This is a genomic window from Brevinematia bacterium (assembly GCA_039630355.1).
Taxonomy (GTDB): domain Bacteria; phylum Spirochaetota; class Brevinematia; order DTOW01; family DTOW01; genus SKYB106.
Window position 1 is genome coordinate 1 of the sequence record JBCNVF010000053.1, and the last position, 21730, is coordinate 21730.

General features: G+C 37.6%; 23 protein-coding genes and 1 riboswitch. Of the genes, 10 read left to right on the top strand and 13 right to left on the bottom strand.

Going from position 1 to position 21730, the window contains the following annotated elements:
* On the top strand, positions 1 to 378 hold a 378-nt coding region (locus ABDH28_04050; GenBank protein ID MEN2998187.1), incomplete at its 5' end, for a SufD family Fe-S cluster assembly protein.
* Between the two features lie 80 nt (positions 379 to 458).
* A complete protein-coding gene (locus ABDH28_04055; protein MEN2998188.1) occupies positions 459 to 1727 on the top strand; it encodes a SufD family Fe-S cluster assembly protein in 1269 nt (422 codons plus the stop codon).
* Positions 1728 to 1778: 51 nt separating this feature from the next.
* Here the strand turns inward: ABDH28_04055 and ABDH28_04060 are convergent, their stop codons facing one another.
* Entirely contained in the window at positions 1779 to 3311 is a 1533-nt protein-coding gene (locus tag ABDH28_04060) for a glycosyltransferase family 2 protein (GenBank protein ID MEN2998189.1), read from the bottom strand.
* A gap of 1 nt (position 3312) precedes the next feature.
* Positions 3313 to 3885 (bottom strand): hypothetical protein, encoded by a 573-nt coding sequence (locus ABDH28_04065; GenBank protein MEN2998190.1) that lies wholly within the window; start codon positions 3883 to 3885, stop codon positions 3313 to 3315.
* A 206-nt stretch (positions 3886 to 4091) separates the two neighbouring features.
* Between ABDH28_04065 and ABDH28_04070 the strand changes: the two genes are divergently transcribed.
* A complete protein-coding gene (locus tag ABDH28_04070; GenBank protein ID MEN2998191.1) occupies positions 4092 to 4985 on the top strand; it encodes a DNA methyltransferase in 894 nt (297 codons plus the stop codon).
* A 757-nt stretch (positions 4986 to 5742) separates the two neighbouring features.
* A riboswitch (TPP riboswitch) is annotated at positions 5743 to 5861 on the top strand.
* The gene (thiC, locus tag ABDH28_04075; GenBank protein ID MEN2998192.1) at positions 5852 to 7144 is read left to right on the top strand and encodes a phosphomethylpyrimidine synthase ThiC; all 1293 of its coding nucleotides are present in this window, start codon (positions 5852 to 5854) and stop codon (positions 7142 to 7144) included. Its footprint overlaps the riboswitch before it by 10 nt.
* Before the next feature lie 26 nt (positions 7145 to 7170).
* On the opposite strand, the gene ABDH28_04080 is transcribed toward thiC, so the two are convergent.
* Together ABDH28_04080 and clpP are read right to left on the bottom strand one after the other, a co-directional pair.
* Complete coding sequence (locus ABDH28_04080) at positions 7171 to 7719, bottom strand: flavin reductase family protein (GenBank protein ID MEN2998193.1); 549 nt, start codon at positions 7717 to 7719, stop codon at positions 7171 to 7173.
* 11 nt (positions 7720 to 7730) lie between these two features.
* Positions 7731 to 8327: an ATP-dependent Clp endopeptidase proteolytic subunit ClpP gene (gene clpP / locus ABDH28_04085; protein MEN2998194.1), complete on the bottom strand. Its 597-nt coding sequence runs from the start codon at positions 8325 to 8327 to the stop codon at positions 7731 to 7733.
* A gap of 166 nt (positions 8328 to 8493) precedes the next feature.
* Between clpP and ABDH28_04090 the strand changes: the two genes are divergently transcribed.
* Positions 8494 to 9249 carry a hypothetical protein gene (locus tag ABDH28_04090; protein ID MEN2998195.1) on the top strand — a complete coding sequence of 252 codons (756 nt, stop codon included), beginning with the start codon at positions 8494 to 8496 and terminating at the stop codon, positions 9247 to 9249.
* On the opposite strand, the gene hoxE is transcribed toward ABDH28_04090, so the two are convergent.
* The 3 genes from hoxE to ABDH28_04105 form a co-directional block, all read right to left on the bottom strand.
* Positions 9233 to 9736 carry a bidirectional hydrogenase complex protein HoxE gene (hoxE, locus tag ABDH28_04095; protein MEN2998196.1) on the bottom strand — a complete coding sequence of 168 codons (504 nt, stop codon included), beginning with the start codon at positions 9734 to 9736 and terminating at the stop codon, positions 9233 to 9235. The two genes, ABDH28_04090 and hoxE, sit on opposite strands and share 17 nt — an antisense overlap.
* Before the next feature lie 74 nt (positions 9737 to 9810).
* Entirely contained in the window at positions 9811 to 10068 is a 258-nt protein-coding gene (locus ABDH28_04100) for a hypothetical protein (protein MEN2998197.1), read from the bottom strand.
* Positions 10069 to 10133: 65 nt separating this feature from the next.
* On the bottom strand, positions 10134 to 10793 hold the full coding sequence (locus ABDH28_04105; GenBank protein ID MEN2998198.1) for a hypothetical protein: 660 nt from the start codon (positions 10791 to 10793) through the stop codon (positions 10134 to 10136).
* Positions 10794 to 11121: 328 nt separating this feature from the next.
* On the opposite strand from ABDH28_04105, the gene purL reads away from it, so the two are divergent.
* The 4 genes from purL (at position 11122) to ABDH28_04125 (ending at position 16830) form a co-directional block, all read left to right on the top strand.
* Positions 11122 to 13347 (top strand): phosphoribosylformylglycinamidine synthase subunit PurL, encoded by a 2226-nt coding sequence (gene purL / locus ABDH28_04110; protein MEN2998199.1) that lies wholly within the window; start codon positions 11122 to 11124, stop codon positions 13345 to 13347.
* Positions 13322 to 14086, top strand: coding sequence for a hypothetical protein (locus tag ABDH28_04115; GenBank protein MEN2998200.1), 765 nt, complete (start codon positions 13322 to 13324; stop codon positions 14084 to 14086). Before purL ends, ABDH28_04115 begins: the two co-directional genes overlap by 26 nt.
* Positions 14087 to 14735: 649 nt before the next feature.
* Positions 14736 to 15560 (top strand): translation elongation factor Ts, encoded by an 825-nt coding sequence (tsf, locus tag ABDH28_04120; protein ID MEN2998201.1) that lies wholly within the window; start codon positions 14736 to 14738, stop codon positions 15558 to 15560.
* Positions 15561 to 15573: 13 nt separating this feature from the next.
* Positions 15574 to 16830 carry an alpha-amylase family glycosyl hydrolase gene (locus tag ABDH28_04125; protein MEN2998202.1) on the top strand — a complete coding sequence of 419 codons (1257 nt, stop codon included), beginning with the start codon at positions 15574 to 15576 and terminating at the stop codon, positions 16828 to 16830.
* An 85-nt stretch (positions 16831 to 16915) separates the two neighbouring features.
* On the opposite strand, the gene pyrE is transcribed toward ABDH28_04125, so the two are convergent.
* From pyrE to folP, 4 genes are all read right to left on the bottom strand, one after another.
* The gene (pyrE, locus tag ABDH28_04130; protein ID MEN2998203.1) at positions 16916 to 17557 is read right to left on the bottom strand and encodes an orotate phosphoribosyltransferase; all 642 of its coding nucleotides are present in this window, start codon (positions 17555 to 17557) and stop codon (positions 16916 to 16918) included.
* Between the two features lie 66 nt (positions 17558 to 17623).
* The gene (locus ABDH28_04135; protein MEN2998204.1) at positions 17624 to 18352 is read right to left on the bottom strand and encodes a hypothetical protein; all 729 of its coding nucleotides are present in this window, start codon (positions 18350 to 18352) and stop codon (positions 17624 to 17626) included.
* On the bottom strand, positions 18349 to 18681 hold the full coding sequence (locus ABDH28_04140; GenBank protein MEN2998205.1) for a hypothetical protein: 333 nt from the start codon (positions 18679 to 18681) through the stop codon (positions 18349 to 18351). Before ABDH28_04140 ends, ABDH28_04135 begins: the two co-directional genes overlap by 4 nt.
* A gap of 31 nt (positions 18682 to 18712) precedes the next feature.
* Positions 18713 to 19543, bottom strand: a complete 831-nt coding sequence (gene folP, locus ABDH28_04145; protein ID MEN2998206.1) for a dihydropteroate synthase — start codon at positions 19541 to 19543, stop codon at positions 18713 to 18715.
* A gap of 210 nt (positions 19544 to 19753) precedes the next feature.
* Here folP and ABDH28_04150 point away from each other — a divergent pair, with 210 nt between their 5' ends.
* A complete protein-coding gene (locus ABDH28_04150; protein ID MEN2998207.1) occupies positions 19754 to 20407 on the top strand; it encodes a hypothetical protein in 654 nt (217 codons plus the stop codon).
* Here ABDH28_04150 and prfA read toward each other — a convergent pair.
* Together prfA and ABDH28_04160 are read right to left on the bottom strand one after the other, a co-directional pair.
* A complete protein-coding gene (prfA, locus tag ABDH28_04155) occupies positions 20390 to 21478 on the bottom strand; it encodes a peptide chain release factor 1 (protein ID MEN2998208.1) in 1089 nt (362 codons plus the stop codon). The genes ABDH28_04150 and prfA overlap by 18 nt on opposite strands.
* A 91-nt stretch (positions 21479 to 21569) precedes the next feature.
* Entirely contained in the window at positions 21570 to 21728 is a 159-nt protein-coding gene (locus ABDH28_04160; GenBank protein ID MEN2998209.1) for an SDR family oxidoreductase, read from the bottom strand.
* Between the last annotated feature and the right edge of the window lie 2 nt (positions 21729 to 21730).

A 21730-nucleotide genomic window follows, 5' to 3' on the forward strand; every position in this document is an offset into this window, starting at 1 on the left:
CTAGGAGGTGGAAAAACAATATACAGAGGAACCGTCAAGATACTAAAAGGAGCAATTAACTCAAAAACTCACACATCCTGTAATGCCCTAATTCTTGATGAACTATCAAAATCAGACACAATACCGTACATTGAAGTAAACGAAGACAAGGTTTCCGTAGGACATGAAGCAACTGCGGGTAAGATAAGCGAGGATCAGATATTCTATCTAATGAGCAGAGGACTAAACGAGTATGAAGCTTTATCTACAATAGTCAACGGATTCATAGAACCTTTCGCAAAAGCACTTCCACTAGAGTATGCTGTTGAGCTAAACAGACTCATTGAACTAGAACTTGAGGAGGCTGTTGATGTTGGTGTCAGAAAAGTTAAATACTAAACTCTTCCGAAAAAACCCATTCCTTCATTTAGCATCTATCAAACTACCAAAAACTCCTCTTTAGAAAAAGGAGAACGGATATGAACTATACCGAACTCCCTTTAAAAAGCGAAAGATTAACCAGAACCTTTAGAAAAGCAAAGAATGAAATAGAATCTCTAGCAGAGCTAAAGCTCCCAGTTACCAACAAAAATAATCCAGAAAAGATTGACTTTTCTAACAAACTTTCAGTCTCCAACGGTGTCTATCACAATAAAATAGAATTTGAGATTCTCCATACACCCCTAATACATATAGAGATAGAAGTATCAAAAACCCCCAAGGTATCAGTAAGTATTGGTGAAAAATTCGTGAAAAACGGATTTTTCGTAAAGGACCTTTACCTAAGCTTGCTTGGTGAGGACAGATTTACTTATGACAACTTTCTCAAAACTCTTTCACCCGCAGAATCTATTTTCATCTCCTGTGGTGTATCATTCCTTAAAGGAGGAATAATAGTCCATCTTCCAGAAAAAACCACCGATGTAGAGCTTAGAATAAGAAAAAACTTCAAAGAGAACATATCCGGCTCTTTCTATACTATGCTATATATACCAAGAGACACTAGCGTAAAGATCTGTGAGGAAGTATACTCTGATGGGAAGGAAAAGGGGTTTTCCTTTGAACTAGTTGAATTGATTGCGGAAACAAACTCTAAAGTTTGGTATAACATACTCCAAAAGCTTGATAGAAAAAGTGAATATCTCATCACAAGAAAGATCTCTACCTATGGTAATAACAACATTGAATTCAACAATGTGCTTTTAGGAGCAGAATATCACAGAGGTGAGGATAGGATATCCATAGAAGGTAGAAACGTTGAACTTAAATACACAGGAATATACTTTGTAAATGATTCTCAAAGGTATGATATCTTAGTCAACACAAGACACTGTGAAAGTGAGCAAGGTGCAGATGTTATTGTTAAGGGTGTTTTAGATGACTTCGCAAAGGTATATTTCAACGGAGTTTTGAAGGTAGATGAAAAGCTTGGAAAGATAAACTCCTTCCTAGGTGGACATGCCCTACACCTTTCAGCAAACTGTAAGTCTGAAAGTATTCCATCGCTAGAGATTGACTCTTTTGATGTCAAAGCAGGACACTCCGCATCCGTTACCCAACTAGACAATGAAAAGCTTTTCTACATAATGTCCAGAGGACTCTCAGAGGATGAAGCTAAGAAAGTCATAGTCCAAGGATTCATTGACGGAGCTATTGGCAGGATAAGCGATGAAGAATTTAGAAAAAAGATAGAACATGGATTGAGAGAAAAAGGCCTAAAGATCTTAGAAGCTGTTTCCGAAATTTAGCAACCAAACACACCTCTTTGCTATGCCAAAGCACTCTAACGAATAAAAACTCTACCTCTGTCTAGAAACTAAGGCTAAGAGTGGAGATAGTAGTCCAACAAAGGATATTATCAACGAGAAAAGAACAAAAACCGGAAATCCCAAAAAAACTTTAAATCCCGAGATAAGCATCTTTACAGCAAAGTAGAAGGAAAAAAAAGCAACAAACGGTATACCAATCCAGAAGTTGGGAATCGTTACAGAAAGAACCACGCTGGTCCATAGCAAAAACATAAAGCTACCAACCGCAAAAAGTTGCCCAATATTACCAGTAGAAACTAAAATACCAAGCCTTCTGAAAAACTCGGAAAACAATCTCTCATCTTTAAACTGCTCAATACAGTTCCAATCTGAGACAAAAAGGACGGAGTGATACTTCTTTGACAACTTAAGTATTACATCTTTTTCATCACCAAAGTCTACATTCTCCTTAACAAGGTATTTCAAAACCTTACCACTAACACACAGAAAATTAGAAACAGGTATAGGGAGAATCTTGGGGGTTACTACCTTATATCTAAGGTTAAAGAGAGGTTGAAGGAAATGCGAACACAAAACAACACCCTTTATATAGCTTAGCAAATCACTTTCTATTGCCAAAGAAGCACCATTTATAACCTCAACCCTGTAAGATGTTATCAGTGATGATAAAATGTTAATATCCAACCTTTTGTTTATACTATACCTTCTGATAACAACAAAGTCATTGTTTCCCAGTCTATCAACTCTGCTATCACCACAGTTTATTCCCTCTAGTGTCTCCCTATCTTTTATGAAATAGAACCTATATAGATTATCCCTAGATACAAACACCGGACGGTCATAAAACTGGAGAATCTTCAGTCTATAGAATATAGCAAGGGTATCCACCAAGCTCATAACCAAGACTCCGGGCTTTATAAACCCCGAACTGCGGTAATTTATCCTCACAGGAATGGATTTTATTGAGAAGTTATACCTATACGCAACGAGTAAAAGCTCTAGGTCAAAAGCAAACCTTTTTACTACCATTCTACTTAAGCAAACTTCCAAAACTTCTCGCCGAAAAAGCTTTAACCCTGTCTGAGTATCCTTAAAGGGTAATCCAAAGAGTATCTTAGCTAAAAGATAGAAGGCAAAACTGACAAATTTTCTGAAAATCGGATACCTAAGTTGAGACCCCTTCTCAAACTTTGATGTTATCACAACGTCATAACCATTTTTAAACTCTTGTAACAAGTTTTCTATCTGCTCCGGCGGAATATCAAGATCGGAATCTATCATAACAATAACATCTCCTGAAGAGTTAAAAAAGCCATTCTTAAGGGCAAAACCCTTGCCTTGGTTAAACTTATTCTCAACTATTATAACTTTCTCAGAATCGCCAAAACGTTCTCTCAGCAGTTCTAATGTTCTATCACTTGATCCATCGTCAACTACTAAAATTTCATAGTCATCTATAAGATCTTTCAAAATATACGACTTAACTAATTCCTCAACCCTCTCAGTATTCTCAACAATGAACCTCTCACCATTAAATACAGGCATTATCACCGATAGCTTCATACTATTCCAAACTCTTCAACTTATCTTTTTGTTTCCTTAGAAACTCAATTCTTCCCTTAGCTAAATCCGCTTTTGACTGATCTCCAGACTGTTTCTTGAAAAGAGAGAGAAAAGTATCTATAAAGTCATGTTTTACCACACTCGCTTGCTTACTTTTTTCAACGTTGAGTAAGTTTATAAGTTCCCTATCTTCTATCTTCGTTATCAGGTTAAGACCTTTTTCTCCAGAAGACATAACATAATAGTCTTTTCCAATCCTCACTATGTATATAGCAATCCCCTGAGTTATCCCCTTAGAAGCCATTATCTCAATAACGCCAAAGTCATCCACCGGAGTGCCAATAGCCTTTTTAAGAAATCTAAGAGCAACATACACTACAACGATTACAATAGCTAAGGTTAGGATGATATTAAGAACATCAAGGACAATCCCCCACCCTCCTCTACCCTGAGCCTCTTCCTGTCTATAAAACCTCTCAAGAAAACCTTCATTTGTATTACTAGTCTGAGCAAAAGAGAAATCAACCAAAAAAATAAGAAATGCAACCAAAAAAAGCAAAACTCTAAGCTTCATAAGAACAATTATAAACAACCAACAAGTAACCTTTCTATTAACAACTTACTGAAGTTTGTAGAGGAGTTTGGTATTTTTTTGTGGAGCTGTAAGATTATTTGCAGAAATTTAAAATATTATGTAAATTGAAAAATATGGAGAGGAAAAACCCTACAACTCAATTGACTCAAAAACAAACTTCTCAGCTTGTTTCACTATCTCAGGAAATGAAAGAAGTTACCGAAAAAGAATACAAGGAATTCATTGAGACCCGAGATTTTGTAATTATAGAAAATGTAAAGGTTCTTTTACCAAAAGAATGGAAAATAGAAAGATTTGAACCGGAAAATTTTAAATTAGAAACCACTTCCGTTTGGTCCTTTCCGGATAGAGGCGAGTGGGCTACTCATAGGGGGAACTACCGTGCCAATTGGTCTCCTTACATTCCAAGAAATTTAATTTTGCGCTATACAAAAGAAGGTGATTTAATTTTAGATCAGATGGTAGGCTCTGGAACAACATTAATAGAATGCAAGCTTTTAAATAGAAAAGGAATAGGTGTAGATATTAATCCAGATGCCATTATGGTGACTCGGAATAGATTGGATTTTAAATATAAGTACGAACCAGAAATTAAGACTTATGTAGGAGACGCCAGAAATTTAAATTTAATTTCAGACGAAAGTATTGACCTAATTGCCACTCATCCTCCTTATGCTAATATAGTAAAATTTACAAATAATAAAATTTTAGGTGACCTCTCAAATGTGAGAAATATAGATGACTTTGTTAAGGAGATGGAAAAAGTTGCTAAAGAGTGTTATCGGGTTTTAAAGCCGGGGAAACACTGTGCGATTCTTATTGGGGATACTAGAAAAAGAAAGCATTTTGTGCCAATTGCAGTGAGAGTTTTGGAGGTTTTTTTGAGAGCTGGTTTTATATTAAGGGAAGATGTAATTAAACTTCAGTGGAGAATGAAAACCACAAGAGAAAAGTGGCGAGGCTCTAAATACGATTTCTTATTATTATCTCACGAACATTTATTCATTTTTAGAAAACCCCAAAAAAATGAAAGCTTAACCCCTTACAAAAATAGCATCTCTTGGTATAAAGAATTATGATTAAAATCGGAGAATACTTAGGAAAAGGTAAAAAAAGAAAATATTAGAAATCATTCCCTTATCAAATGGGTGGATTTTGGTAAGAACTGAAAATTCTAAATCGGCCCAAGACTTTAAAGCAAGAACTATAATCAACCCCATTTCATAAAATTCTATACCCCAAAATATGCACACTTTGTTATAGATTTTTATGGAAAACTCTGTCATAACCCCCAGAAGGCTGAGAAGGTATTTCAAGCTATTATTGAAGTACGGCAGGGCATAGAAGTAAAAAGGATTTTAAAAAATATCAACAAGAAACGGAAGGTTTGATGGGGTACAATTTAGATTACATTCTCTATGCTTTGAAATGGATTCTAGAGCAAGAGGACATTAATTTTCGAGGAAGACCAGAAAAACTTCAACAAAGACTTGATCAAAAATGCAAATTAGCAAATGTGTTAGTACCAAAAAATAGAGAGGGAAGTCAATTAGCAATTTCTTTATTCTGCGATATTCTGAGGGGGATACACCCCGTAGAAGCTTTGCTTTCTGCTAACTTAGACATAGTTCCTAAATTTAGAGGTAAGTGAGCAGAGGTTTAGACTCTTGCTTACTTATCTAATGTAAATAGGGATTTATTGTCATCTAGACCAATAAAGTCTGAAATTTGAAGGTTAATCACTGATCATCTCCCAAAAAGCTTTAGACTTTATTAACTCTGGTTGTCCGAATTTTGAAATTAGGGCCGATCTTCTTTACAATAAGAAGGATATCTGGATATTCTCAGGGGAGGTAGGGGCACAAGCCTGCCTGAGAACCTCACTAAGTTGCTGTGAGGGACCCTTTGAACCTGATCCAGGTAATGCTGGCGTAGGGAGGTAAGTATGACACAGATTGAACTTGCTAGAGAAGGTATTATTACCGAGGAAATGAAAACTGTTGCCCTGAAAGAGGGAGTTACACCTGAGTTTGTTAGGAATGAAGTTTCGATAGGAAGAGCTATAATTCCAGCTAACCCAAAACACCTTGAGATCGGCTTGGATCCTATAGTAATAGGAAAACACTTTAGGACAAAGATCAACGCTAACATCGGAACTTCTAAGCTAAACCCCAGTATTGACGAAGAAATCCAGAAGCTTTCCTATGTAAAAGAGTATGGTGCAGATACAGTTATGGATCTATCCACTGGTGGAGATTTAGACAAGATAAGAACAACTCTTTTAAAAGAAGCAACAATGCCTTTCGGCACCGTTCCGATATACCAAGTTCTTACCGAGAGAGGTGAGATTGAGAAAATAACAGAAGATGATATACTCTCGGTCATAGAGTTGCACGCTGAGCAAGGTGTAGACTTTATGACCCTACATGCAGGACTGCTTAGAGATTTCATACCTCTTGCAAAAAACAGAGTCACTGGAATTGTAAGCAGAGGAGGTTCCATAATAGCTAACTGGATGGTTATTAAAGGAAAAGAAAATCCAATATATACCAACTTTGACAAGATTCTAGACATATGCAGAAAGCATGATGTTACGATAAGTTTAGGAGATGGACTTAGACCTGGATGCATAGAGGATTCTACAGACTCTGCACAACTTGCGGAACTTAAAGTTTTGGGAGAACTTACTAAAAGAGCGTGGGAAAAGGGAGTTCAGGTTATGATAGAAGGGCCTGGGCATGTGCCACTGCACCAGATAGAGTTCAATATAAAAATACAACAGCAATGGTGTTATGAAGCGCCATTTTACGTTTTAGGACCACTTGTTACTGATATCGCACCTGGATATGACCACATAGCATCAGTTATTGGTGCAGCGCTGGCAGGTTGGTACGGAGCGTCTTTACTTTGCTACATCACCCCAAAGGAACACTTAGGTTTACCAAACCTTGAGGATGTGAAACAAGGCATTATTGCTTACAGAATTGCTGCTCACTCGGCAGATATTGCTAAAGGGATACCAAAAGCCAGAGAGTGGGATCTAGAAATCTCAAAAGCTAGATTCAGGTTTGACTGGGCAAGACAGTTTGAGTTAGCAATAGATCCCGAAACTGCTAGGAAGTATCACAAGGAATCACTGCCCGATGATATACAAGAAAGAGCTAAATACTGCTCAATGTGTGGTCCCGAATTCTGCGCTATAGGGTTAACCAAAAATGCACTTGATAAAATGGATTAAGAAAGGTTTTCTTCAAAAGCTCTAGGTTACCCAGACTTGACTAGGAATTTCGTTGTGCAATAGTAACTAGCTCCTGCATGATGCACAAGCACTATATCCTTCTTCTCAAGCAACCAATGGTCAGAGAATATCTCCTCATCTACAATTGCTCTTCTCGCCTCACCCATTATCATTGCATGTATCTGTAGAGGTACTATTGACTTAACAATAAACTCAACATTAGCAACACAATCTTCCAAAATCGGTGAATTGACAAATTTACCCCTAGAAAAAGAAATACTAAATTCCTTAAACTTATCCATCTCTCTTCCAGAAACGGATCCAACTTTCTCTATTATCTCAAGCATAGAAGCTGTAGGTGTGTTAAGGACAAACTCTCCAGCTTTGTCTATAAGTTCAAATGTAAAAGAACTTTTGTCCAATGAAAGCATCACAAGAGGTGGATCTTTCTCAACAGGCGTCACCCAAGCAACAGTTGAAACATTTCTTATTCCTCCATATTCAACACTTACGAGCTGTACATTCCCTAGATTAAATATTCTGTTAGTAAGTGACAAATCTATCTCCTTTTTCATCAAAACCTCCCTTAGGCCCTTTTGGTAAGAATCTCGTCAATTATACCATATTCTTTTGCTTCTTCAGGTGACATATAAAAGTCTCTGTCTGTATCCTTACGGACTCTTTCAATAGGTTGCCCTGTCTGCTTAGCAAGTATTAGGTTAAGAATATCCCTCATTCTGAGAATTTCTTTTGCCTGAATCTCTATGTCTGTTGCCTGTCCTTGTGCACCACCAAGTGGTTGATGTATCATGATTCTTGAGTGAGGAAGCGCAAACCTCTTACCCTTCGTTCCAGAAGCTAGAAGTATAGCTGCCATTGACGCAGCTTGCCCGAGACATATTGTCACTATATCAGGTTTAATGTATTGCATAGTATCATATATCGCAAGCCCAGCTGTAACAAGACCCCCGGGGCTATTTATATAAAAGTGAATCTCCTTGTCCGGATCCTCAGCTTCCAAGAACAAAAGCTCCGCTATCACTATGTTCGCAACATCCTCAGTTATTTCAGAACCTAGGATAATTATCCGATCCTTGAGCAACCTAGAGTATAAATCATACGCCCTCTCTCCTCTTCCTGTGTTTTCAATCACCATTGGTATCAAATACGATCTCTCTTTCATCTTCACCTCCAAAAACCATCAACAGAAAATCTTAATCTCGGATATAAAATATATACATTTCCTCTGTCAAGTTCAAACGTTATACCACAGTTCACACTACAAAAAAGATCGCATAAACTTGCGATTTAACCAAAACAAAACCGAAAATAACTAAAGATATACCTTTATGGAAAAGTCACGAAAATACCCCAACCTCATTAAATACATCAACCATCCCTTCAAGGCTAGCATTTACAATAAATTCCAATTAAGACTAGTTATCAGAAGCATCTTATCCTTACTCTTCTTATCTCTACTGTCCTCAAGCTTTGGTAAAGTAAAACACCTCAAATATACTTTCTCAGTTATGGGCATAAGGGCTGGAGAAGCAACAGTAAGTGTGGTAAGGAACGAGAGCAATCTGATTGTAACATCAAAAGTAAAAACATACCCTGGCTTAAAATTAGTAGTGGATGTGGACGACATCGTCAAGTCATACATTGAACTCCCATCTCTTAGAACTCTCAGAAGAGATACCTTAAGTGTAGGAGGATCCTTTAAAGATACAAACTCCGTTATCTTTGACAGAGAAAAGAAAGACATTGTGATTGAAAGCGTAGTATTTGGCAAAATATACATTCATAACACGAATGACAGTATAAATGATTTAGTTACCGAGGTTTTAAAAGTCACCCATTGGGATTCAGTGCCCACAGAGGTAAAGCTGAACTTTTTAGAAGTCACAAATACTCGCCCTATAACACTACAAAGACACAAAGGAAACAAGTTTACGATAAAAGAGATAAAGGACGCATACATAGAGATTACGAACATTGGCGGTAACTATACATTCTCAAAAGCAGATATACCAATTTTCTATCTCTTTCCTTTCGGCAATATAGGGCTTTCAGTTGAGTTAGTCAAAGTTAAGTTTGAGGAATAGCTTCTTTTTTCCACTCCTCAATTTTCTGTTCAAGTTTCTCTATGGAAAAGTATGGTTCCAATACACCATCAACTATTGCTGCTGGTGCAACACCACAAGCTCCTATACACCTTGCAGAAAGAAAACTTATAAGTCCATCCTTAGTCGTTTCCCCAGGTTCAATGCCATACTTCTCCTTCATATACTCAACAATCTTATTCGCCCCTTTAACATAACAAGCGGTGCCTAAGCACAGAACTACCGTATGCTTACCCTGAGGTTTAAGCTTGAAGAAGTGATAGAAAGTTACTACACCGTAGACATACGACCTGGGCAACTTCAAAGACTCCGCAATGAAGGTTAAAACCTCGTCCGTTAAAAACCCAAAAATCTCCTGAGCTCTGTGAAGGATCTCAATCAAAGTATCTCTTCTATACTGATGCAATTTCATCTGCCCCTCAAGCATCTTCCATCTTTTATCCACTTGCTCTTTAGCAACTTCAGGCATAACACCCACCCCTGTCAAAAATTATTTACCATAACAACTTCCGTATTCCACAAATTTCACCATTCCCTATAAAATTAGTATGCTTTTATCTCATTAAACTTTTTACATTCAACCACCAAAACCCCCAAACTACCATAGAGATTCACCGTTTTTCCGAAAATTACCACACTTTCTCCAACTGGCATCGGAAAAGAGTCTCTGCACAAAAGTCTTATCCACATCCCTCTCGCAGAATACAACGTATAGAGGTTGTATTTCTTACCGCTCTTCGTATAAACATCCATACCTTCATTATAGACCTTTCCAGAAAGAGCTATAAAGTTGACCTCCATAATCCACCCCACAGATATTAATTAAACACTAAAAGTTACAAATTTATTACACCTATCAAACTCCATCATTTCTCTATATCTTCAAGAGAGGTATCTTCTAGAGTTTTCTGCTCTGATTTAATCTCAAATCCATTTTCTATTCCTTTTATCAAGAGTTCTAAATCACTGGATTCACCCGCAAGTTCCTTCAATATTTCAGGTATCACATTAGTGCCAAACTCCTTAAGTAAAGCCAGAGCTTTTCTTATATTTTCAGACTCCTCACCTCCCGGAGCGATTTCCAAGTATCTTTCCCAAAGGAATACCGTTGTGCTAACATCCGCAATTCTAAGCGCCGACATACCGCCAAACCAGTAAGTTTTACTAAAGGAGGGCATCTTCTCCTTAACACTCAGAAAGTGAGACAAAGAATTAGTATAATCTTTCACAGCATAGTAAGCATAAGCTAAGTTAAACTCAAAAATCCAGCCTCTAGAACCTAGATAAATACCTTCCTTAAAGATATTTATTGCTTTTCTAGGTTCACCTGTTGCTAGATATGAATTTCCTAGCATAAGCAGTATCTCATCGTTCGTCGTGCTTTTCAAAGCCTTCTCCAGGGAAATCTTCGCTAACTCAAAATTGCCCGAGAAATAATAACTCTTACCCTTTTCTATCATTTCATTTGCCACCATAACCGAGCTTAAGCACAGAATAATTACTCCAAAAACAATCAGCCTCCTCATCACAAATAAGATACGGAAAAAACAAAAACTTTTCAACAGTTTTCAATAAATTCTAAAATTCATGCGGAATAGTCTTTCCTTTTACTGCTCTCGGTTTTGTCGTAGCTAGGGAAATACCTTTTCAAATACTTAAAGCTTAGTATAAAGTAAAGTTTTATGACTGAGGAATGTTATCTAGAAACAAAGGGGTAAGTAAACAAAAAGCTTGGAACATTTTTCTGCTTGCCTAATGGAGTTTGAAACCTGTTGAACAGTTCTACTAAAAATTGAGTGACAGTGCCGGTATAATTTAAAATTTATGGCGAAGAAACTTACCTCTGAGGCGAAAATGTCTTCAGAACCTAAGATAGAGATAGATGAGAGAACGAGGAAGCATCTTAAAGCTTTGAATCTTTCGGAAGAGGAATACGAACTAATAGTAAAATACCTTGGAAGAAATCCGAACGAAGTTGAACTTGGAATGTTTGGTGCTCTGTGGAGCGAGCACTGTGGATACAAACACACCAAAAGACTTCTTAAGGAGTTACCAACCGAAGGCAAATACATCTACCAAGGACCCGGAGAAAATGCTGGAGTAATAAAACTTGATGACTTCGCAATAGTATTTAAAATAGAGAGCCATAACCATCCAAGCGCAGTAGAACCATACCAAGGTGCAGCAACGGGGGTAGGAGGAATTGTAAGAGACATACTCTCAATGGGGGCAAGACCAATTGCATTACTAGATTCTCTAAGATTCGGTAATATATCCAATCCTCATGTAAAACATCTGGTAACCGGTGTTGTTAAAGGAATATCAGACTATGGTAATTGCATAGGAGTTCCCACAGTTGCAGGAGAAGTTTACTTTGAAGATGCTTACGATGAAAATCCATTAGTCAATGTTATGTGCGTTGGAATAACAAAGATTGACAAAGTGGTAAGATCTTCTGCGAAAGGAGTAGGAAATTTAGCGATATACTACGGTGCCAAGACAGGCAGAGATGGTGTTCATGGAGCAACCTTTGCATCAGCAGAGCTTGATACCTCCTCAAAAGAGGACAGATCTAGCATACAGATAGCAGATCCTTTTGTTGAAAAGAAACTAATAGAAGCTACCCTTGAGATGGTAGACAAAAACCTAGTAGTTGCAATACAAGATATGGGAGCTGCAGGACTAACAAGCTCATCCTGTGAGATGAGTGCAAGAGGGGGTGTAGGAATAGAACTAGAGCTTGATAAAGTTCCCCTAAGAGCTAATGATATCACACCCTATGAGATAATGCTCTCCGAATCACAAGAAAGAATGCTTGCAATTGTAGAACCTTCTAAGCTTGAGGAGGTAAAAAAGATACTAGACAAGTGGGAATTAGACTGGGCAGTTATAGGGAAAATAACTAACACTAAAAGATGCGTTGTGAAATTCAACGGGAAATTAGTTGCGGATGTTCCTCTAAAATACCTTGTTGACGAAATACCATCCTATGTAAAAGTGGGCAAAGAAGACCCCGAGGTAAGAAAAATAAGAGATATAAAGCCAACAGTAATGATTGAAAACTACAAAGACACTATCCTCAAACTCATCTCCTCACCCAACATCTCCTCCAAGAGATGGATCTTTGAACAATACGACTGGTCAGTCCAAACAAACACCATTATTCACCCCGGCAAGGCAGGAGCAGCAGTTTTAAGAATAAAGGGAACAAACAAAGGAATAGCACTGAAAGTAGATGGAAACGGAAGATATATGTATTCCCATCCTTTCTCTGGCGCCACTATCGCAGTAGCAGAAGCTACGAGAAACGTCTCTTTCGTTGGGGCAGAACCAGCAGGCATTACAAATTGTCTAAACTTTGGCTCACCCGAGAATGAAAACGTATACTACCAAATACAGCAAGGAATAAAAGGAATAGCAAAAGCTTGCAAAGAGTTAAATGTGCCCGTAACAGGCGGTAACGCCTCACTATATAACGTGTCAAACAACAGACAAATATACCCAACAATAACTATAGGATGCGTAGGTATTGTTGAAGATATAACTAAAGTCGTTGATTCACAATTTAAGAAAGATGGAGACCTCATAGCACTCATAGGAAATGAAACTAAAGAAGACTTCGGAATGGCAGAAATACTTAAAGTATTAGGCAAAGAGCTATGCGGAAAACCACCCATAATAGAATTTGACATTGAAAGAAAACTACAAGAATTCGCAAGATTTGTAATAAAACATGGGTTAATCTCCTCAGCAAACGACGTAGCAGAAGGAGGATTAATAGTATCCATCGTTGAAAGCGTAATAGATACGGACTTTGGCGCCCTTATTGATCTCTCAAACTTACCAGTCTATCCAACTATAGCACTGTTCTCAGAAACACAGAGCAGAGGAATCTTCTCCTTTGACAGAGAATTCTTGGACACTCTACAGACCATAACCCAACACTATGGCTTGAAGTTTAGACTCATCGGAGAGGTTATAAAAGACCATAAACTCATAATAAAAGGCATAAAAAGAGAAGATCCTCTGATAATAACCAAAGAAGAACTAAGAAATGCTTTCTACTCAAACTCTCTATAAACTCTTTTCAGCATTCCTCCTAATCACTTCAGCTCCACTATCTATTAGTGCAGTACCAAACTACGTTAAACTAGAAAGCAGTTTATCAGCATTGAAAAAAGATCTATCCATAGAAGGCAATATAAAGGTTTGGGAGGCATTTGTAAATATCTGTGCGGAAATAGTAGACTACGGTGAAATCAAAAACTATTCCCTTCTCAACCAAGAATATTACACCGAAAATCCCACGTTGCATATCTACCAAGGCTCAGTTTCAACAAAACTCGGATTCCGTTGGAAAAACCTATTTTCCTTTGTCTCTACAAAATTTATCTTCCTAAGCTTCTCAATCCATAGCTCTTTTTTACATTACTACGGAATTGGAACAATACTCTGGCTTGATGACAAGATAAAGATTAGAAGCGAAATTTCTGAAGCTAACTTTCTTTCAGGCGAACTAAAGGCAGAAATATTTGTCTCATACTCTGACGAGTTTTTTAAAGAGCTATCCATATCTCTGGTGAAGGATATAAACTCGTTGCCATTGCTGGAAGTATTCTCTGAAATAAACATGCTCAAAACTGAGATAATAAAAGTAAACCTTGGAGCCGGATATTCTTACCACTTCGGACCAGCACCTCTGTATCCCTACAAACTTCTCATCAGAATACCAACACCATACCTTGAAATATACAACCTAACTAGGTTTTCAGGAGAACTGGTTGAGGTTAGTTTGGGAGTGAAATATAACTTCAACTAAGATAAAAAGCTTGTCTTCACCTCTACCCTCTAACAAATTCACAATTAAGTGTAATCCCAACCTCCCTGTTCCTTTTGCAGTCACTGCCAGAATTAAGTGAATACTCTTTTTAATAAGCACCCAAGATGCTTGTATAAAGTGAAGTTTCATAACTGACAAACACTATCTAGAAACAAAGGAGGTGAGTGAGAGTAAATAAAAAGTTTAGAATCTTGCCTACTCTCCAGTGAAGTCTAAGATCCACAATTAGGTGCAGTCTTTTTTATTTCTCTCGCAGTCCCTATCGGGACTGGGAAAATGTTTCTTAATAAGTGCTGGAACCCAATGTGAAGTGATATTCAATAAATTTCAAAGTTTCAATTAGATATGGTTTTTTGTTTTCCTCACAGTCTCTACCAGAGATAGGTAAATACTCCTTCTTGATAAGCACCTCTAAGAGGCTTGATGCAAAGTAAAGTTTTGTAACAGGCGAAAACCAAGCGGGTAAATAAAGGTCTAGAACCTCGTCTACTTGCCTAATGGAAGTTGGAATTTATTGAAAGAAGAACTGAGTCTAATTGTAAATTTTGGAATTTATCGCCCAATCAAATCTCTTTGAAAGAGTTATCGTGTGTGTTTTATAATACTTCCCAAAATTTTGGAGAGGTGTATGGGAGTAAGTATTGAAGTTGTGAAGCAGTTAAAAGAAAGAACTGGTGCAGGTTTGATGGACTGCAAGAAAGCTTTAGAAGAGACAGGCGGTGACATTGAAAGAGCTATAAAGATACTTAGAGAGAGGGGATTTTCAGTAGCTGAGAAGAAAGCAGAAAGAGAGGCTAAAGATGGAGTTGTACACATAGAAGTAAAGGGTGAGAAGGGAATAATAATTGAGGTAAATTGTGAAACTGATTTTGTTGCAAGAAATGAAGAATTCAAGAAATTCGTTAAAGATCTGGCAGAGTTTATCCTATCAAAAGGACTTTTATCTCAGACTGAGGAAACTGAAAGTATGAGAAAAGAAGCAGTAATGAGATTTGGCGAAAATATTGTTGTGAAAAGATGGGAAATTTTCTCACTTACCAGAGGAAACACCTTTGATACCTATCAGCATGGAGAGAAACTAGGAGTAGTAGTTGAAGGAGATATTGAGAAATCTGATCAGGAAGCCGTTTCCTTATTACACGATATTACACTCCAAGTAGCAGCAATGGCACCCCAAGTGGTAAAAAGCGAGGAACTTGACTCTAGTTTTGTAGAAGAAAAAAAGAGAGAATACACTCAGGAGTTCATAAGCCTAGGAAAGCCAGAAAATATAGCCGAAAAAGCAGCACTTGGTAAACTCTCTAAACTCTTTTCAGAAATTTGTCTATACGATCAACCCTTTATAAAGGATGAGAAAGGTGAGAAAAAGGTTAAGGATGTCATTGAAGAATACAAAAAGAGAAGTGGTAAAAAGTTTGAGATTGTAAAGTTTTACCGCTTCCAGATCGGTTGATGAGAGGAGAAATATGTTAGTTTACAACTTGTTTCCCAGAATATACGGACCTTTCAGTAGATGGATTAAGGATCTTGACAGAATAAAAGCCTTAGGAACTGACTGGATTTATCTTAACCCTATATCCTATCCAGGTTTTTCAGGCAGTCTTTACTCAGTGAAGGATCATTACAAAATTAACCCACTTTTTGTAGATAAAGAATCAAAAAAATCTCCAGAAGAACAGTTTAAAGAGTTCCTCAAAGAATGCAAAGCGAGAAATATAAGGGTATGTATAGACCTAATTTTAAATCACACAGCGATTGATTCTACGTTGATTGAGAAACACAAAAACTGGTATAAGTTGAGGGAAGACGGCGATGTAAAAAGACCTGGAGCATGGGATGGTGGAATCTGGGTTGAATGGGGAGATCTAGCAGAAATTGATAATGAGGGTTCTCCTGATAAGCGAAACCTTTGGAATTACTGGAAGGACCTTGTTGAATGGTATATAGAGCTAGGTGTTGATGGTTTTAGGTGTGACTACGCTTACAACGTACCAGTAGAATTGTGGAATTTCATAATAAATTCTGCTAAATCTAAAAAACCTGATGTCAAATTTATGGCAGAGATCTTGGGAGGCCCGTTTGATAGAAATGTTGAAGTTGTCAAAGCTGGCTTTGACTATGTGTTTAGTAGCGCTAAGTGGTGGAACTACACCGATCCTTGGTTCATAGAACAGTATCCTGTTTTTGCAAAATACTCTTCCTCCATAGCCTTCCCAGAATCACACGATACTCCCAGAATAGCAGATGAATACGAAGAAGATTTAGCAAAGATAAAACAGAGATTCATATTCACAACCTTTATAAGTGAGGGAGTGATGATACCAGTTGGATTTGAATTCGGTTTCAAGAAAAAACTAGATGTTGTCCTTACAAAACCAGATGACTGGGAAACACCATCCTACGACATATCAGCATTTATAAAAAGAGTATTGGAGATAAAAGCCGAACACCAGATTCTAAGAGAGGAAGGAAGATCAGTTGAAATTGTAAGTATTGACAACGATGTCAGTATCTTCCTAAAGAAGGGAAAGTATACAGATCAGGTTGCAGTTTTCCTAGTAAACAGAAACACAACAAGTAAAGTTAGAAGATATATTGATTTTACCAACATAATGGGATACTACGACGTTGTAGATGTTCTTGATAGAGTTGTTGTGCCAAAGTTTTGTGAAGTTGAAATACCTAGAGCAGGTATAAAAGTTTTTGTAAACAAAATACACTAGCTAAACTAAAAATTAGCCTTCAAACGAGATTACCGAGAAGATCAGAAAATTCCGTGTAGTTATTGTCCAGAAGGATTGAACTTATCTACAGATTTGCTAAAACGTGCCTCTCCATTGCTCTTACCATGTCCTTGGGGAATCTCCTATTCTCTCTAAGAAATTCGATAATGTGGTATACGTTTACTATAGAGACCACTTTAATCCCAAATTCGCTTTCTATCTCCTCAACTGCCGGCTTTTCTTTTTCTCCCTTCTCCATCCTGTTGACAGAAACTACTGCTCCCAGAACCTTGGGATTACCGTTACTCTTAAGTATTTCAATACTCTCTCTTATCGAGCCACCTGAAGTTATAACGTCCTCAACTATGACTACTTTATCCTCCTGCGAGATGTTACCTATTATTATTCCCCCCTCACCGTGATCTTTTATTTCTTTTCTGTTGTAGCAGACCTTGACGTTTTTGCCGTAGTTCTCGTAGAGTTTTGTTGCTGTCACGATCGACAGCGATATACCCTTATACGCAGGGCCAAAGAGAAGAGTAACTTCAGGAAAGTTCTCGTTCACAACTTCGGCATAAAACTTACCAAGGGTTGAAAGTTTTTCCCCGTCACTATACCTGCCAAAGTCAATAAAATACGGTGTCTTTCTACCACTCTTTGTCACAAACTCTCCAAACCTAATGACCTCCGAGTCTATCAAAAATTCTATGAACCTACTCCTGTCCATAGGCTAATTTTAAATGTTCTTGCTAGTAGATCTTAAGTTGATTTGCTGACTTACTTTACCAATCCTTTATGACTCCTTGGCTCTGTTTACAGAACTTACAATTTTGGCTATCTCTATCTCAGAAGGAGAAAAGCCAATCTCCAGAAGTTTATCCTCATCAACACTCGAGGACAGAAGCTTTCTTAGAAGTTCGGCTCTAGCATTAGGTTCTAGATTCTCCAATCTCACCTTCCGTATTTCTTCCTCTATACTTACCTCCTTTATCCTAGCTTCTGCAGAAGATACTTGTCTTTCCACCTCTTCTAAAGGTTTGCTAAGTTGCTTTAGGTTTTCCTCTTTACCAAGACTTTTTTTCTCCAATTCTGCACTAGCAGTTTTTCTGGAGAGCTTAGCTTTGCTGATAGCTTCAGAACTACCGTTGGATGAGGAATTAAGCTTTCTGGTATCAACACTGACAAATTTATCCCTTGACGAAAGAGCATCCTGAAACTCTTTTTTAGCTATTTCATATCTTCTGATAATCTCGGCGTAGTTACGTGTTAAGGTGTCAAGCTTTAGGATTCTTTCGTCAGCAGTTTTTATCAGAGTTTCTATCTCTCTCACTTTCTCTTCCATAACAACTATCTTTCTGTTGGAGATCTTGTTAAATTCGACAATTAGTCCCTCTATCTCCTTTCTTACCTCATCTGCTATACCTCTACCCTTGATGTTTTTTATCTCATCGCGAAGTTTGGCATAGAAGAATACAACTAGGAACAACAAAACAAGAAATAAGGCAAATAATATAAAGTTCATACAATAATATCTACGATATTTCCTCCCCCACTTTCAACTAAATCTTTCTCTTTACTATCTTCTTTGTTCTCTTTCTCACCAGTTTCAAAGTTATACTGCTGTTGTTTTACATTATCCTCTCCGAGCCTCTTTCTTCTTACCTTTTCACTCTCCCTAGAGATTTCAACAATATCAGTTGGTCTGTTTTGCTCAATATCTGACTTCTCTTTCATTTGTATTTTTGCTTGACTTTGTAGAATGGAAGCATAACCAGGGTTATTAACTGCATTTTTCATAAGAAGATTATCCGCAAATATTACTGTCTTAACATCAAGAGGTGTATAGCTCACAATAAAATTATCGCAAAAATTTATTGAGAAATCAACACATCTGTTCTACTATCCGACAAACCTGCTTTCCCTCCCTTACATCATGCACCCTTATTATGGATGCTCCATTTAGCAATGAAATAGTATTCACAACCACAGTGCCTGTCAACCTCTCCTCCGGTGGAACATTACCAAGTAGCATTCCTATCATAGACTTTCTAGATACACCAACTAGAATTGGTTTCCCGAGTTGTTTTAATTCTGCTAACCTTTTCACTATATCTATGTTATGTTCAAGCCTTTTACCAAATCCTATACCAGGGTCAATTATTATGTTCTCCGGCAAAACACCTCTCTCCTCAAAAAACCTTATCCTTTCTCTCAGAAACTCCGCTATCTCCCAAACAACATCACTATACTCTGGATTTTGTTGCATAGTCTTCGGAGTCCCTTTTATATGCATAAGAACTATTGGACACTGGTATTCCAAAACCACATTCACCATCTCAGGATCAAAAGTGCCAGAAGATATGTCATTTACCATATCTGCTCCTTCATCCAACGCCTTTCTCGCAACTACAGACTTGTAAGTATCAACTGAAATAGGAAGATCAGGAAAGTGTCTCCTTATCTCCTTTATGCATGGTATAACTCTCTCAAGCTCTTCCTCAACAGGCACAGGGTCAGAACCCGGACGAGTTGATTCACCACCTATATCTAAAATATCCACACCCTCTTCCACCATCCTTCCCACTATCCTAACCAAGTCAGAAATACTAACCCTACTAGCCTCATAAAAAGAGTCCGGAGTCACATTCACCACACCCATACAATACTTCTTCCTTGAAAAATCAAACTCTCTTCCCCTAATCACTAATCTCATACACACTCCCAAAACCTAGCTTCTATTATAAAGATTACTCACCATCACTCACCCTTTCACTACCAACTTAGAGCAAGGATTTTAGCAGACACCCTAGAATATCATCACCATAACTCCAATTAAGAAACTAGATCTCGCCGTTTCTTAAATATGTTGACTTTAAGCACTAGGTTAGTGTTAAGATTATACCAACTTTACAAAGGTGACTGTATGATCAGAATTTTGAAAATCTCTTCTATATTGATATTCTTACTTTTACTTGGAAACATAGGGCTGTGTGAAGAGCATGATAACGAAAGTGCTGAAAGAAAGGTATTTCCAACCAAAATCATACTTGGACTATCAAGTTGTTACTTGCATTATCCTAATCTTAGAGATGAAGTTAGACTTGAAGTAGATGATAAATTTCTAATAGGTTTCAACCTAGGATTTTCCGTAAAGGGCTTAGTATTCAATTTTGTGTATAGCTACAACATACTTCCTAGCGAAGGACAGTTGGGTGAAACTAAAGTGATTGATTGTTTTGACACCTACATGTGCGAATTTTCCTACATATTCACTATCATAAACAACTACCTATACTTAGGACCAACTCTGGGAATCGCATTAGACACTTCAACGCTAAAATTCTTCAATCAATTTGATTTCAGCAACTTTTTGCAAACCGCTAATGTCAAACACCTCGTTTCCAAAACTTTATCTTTGGGAATAGGAGTAAGAACAATAGGACTAAAGAACATCATGTTAAGTGGGTTTTACTTTTATTCATTTCCCAATATCTACTTCTACCAGGACATACCAATCAACAACTCACCAATTTTCAGACCAATGGGACCACGGGTAATCTTAACTCTGTGCTTCTAAGGTTTGACTTTCTAGTAGTTTTCTTTTATGTTCTGCTATGAGAGATTCAAGTATCTCTTCTATTTCTCCTTCCATGAAACTAGCTAGGTTGTATATAGTCACATTCACCCTGTGATCTGTTACCCTATTTTGAGGATAGTTATAGGTTCTTATCTTCTCAGCTCTTTCGCCAGACCCTATTTGTGCTCTTCTCTGAGCATCTTCCCACTGTTTCTGCTTTTCTTTCTCGTATTGTATTAGTTTAGCTCTTAATATACTCATAGCTCTTTCCTTGTTCTGTATCTGTGACCTTTCATCTTGACATTGAACCACTATACCTGTTGGTTTGTGAATTATTCTGACAGCTGATTCCACCTTATTGACATGTTGTCCACCCTTGGTGCCAGCCCTGAATGTTTGAATTTCTATGTCCTTTGGATCAATATAAATGTCTGTTTCTTCAGCTTCAGGAAGCACTGCTACCGTAGCAGTTGAAGTATGTATCCTTCCACTTGCTTCAGTAATAGGAACCCTCTGAACCCTATGAACTCCACTTTCAAACTTTAGATACTTATACGCCATCTTACCCGAGACTGTAAAAACTATTTCCTTAAATCCTCCAAGCTCTGTCTCATTTGAATCTATAAGTTGTATCTTCCAACCTTTCCTTTCCGCAAATTTTGAATACATTCTGAACAGATCTGCGACAAATAAGGCTGCCTCTTCACCACCTGCACCTGCCCTTATCTCCATAATCACATTCTTGGCATCATCTTCAGTTGAAAGAAGCAAGTTCTCTGCTTCTTTTTCAATCTCCTTCAGCACTCTCTCATTACTCTCCAGCTCCTCCTTGGCAATCTCTACAAGCTCTTTATCATCAGAAGTTGCTATTACCCTTCTCGCTTCCTCTATGCTACCAACTACAGCCTTAAGTCTCTTGTAAAGCTCAACATAATCCTCAAGACTTCTCATCTCTTTAAGCACTTTAGTATACCCCCCAATATCTTCATTAGGGTTAATCCCAGAAATCCTACTTTCAAGCTCTCTGTATCTATTGTAGTATCCCTCAAGAGCCTTAAGAAACTTTGACATATCCAAAAATATATAGGAGACCTCACAAAAAATTCAATTAGCAAAGTTTTAGATTACTCATACCCAAAGCTACCCTCCTAATTTCCACCAGTTACGCTGATAAGAAACCACCATCCACAGGTATGACCGCCCCATGAACATACGAAAATAGATCACTAACCAATGCTAATACCACTTTACCAATATCCTCAGGTTTACCTAGAGCCCTTGATGGAAGTCTATCCCAGAACCTACGACCTGACTTCAGTATTG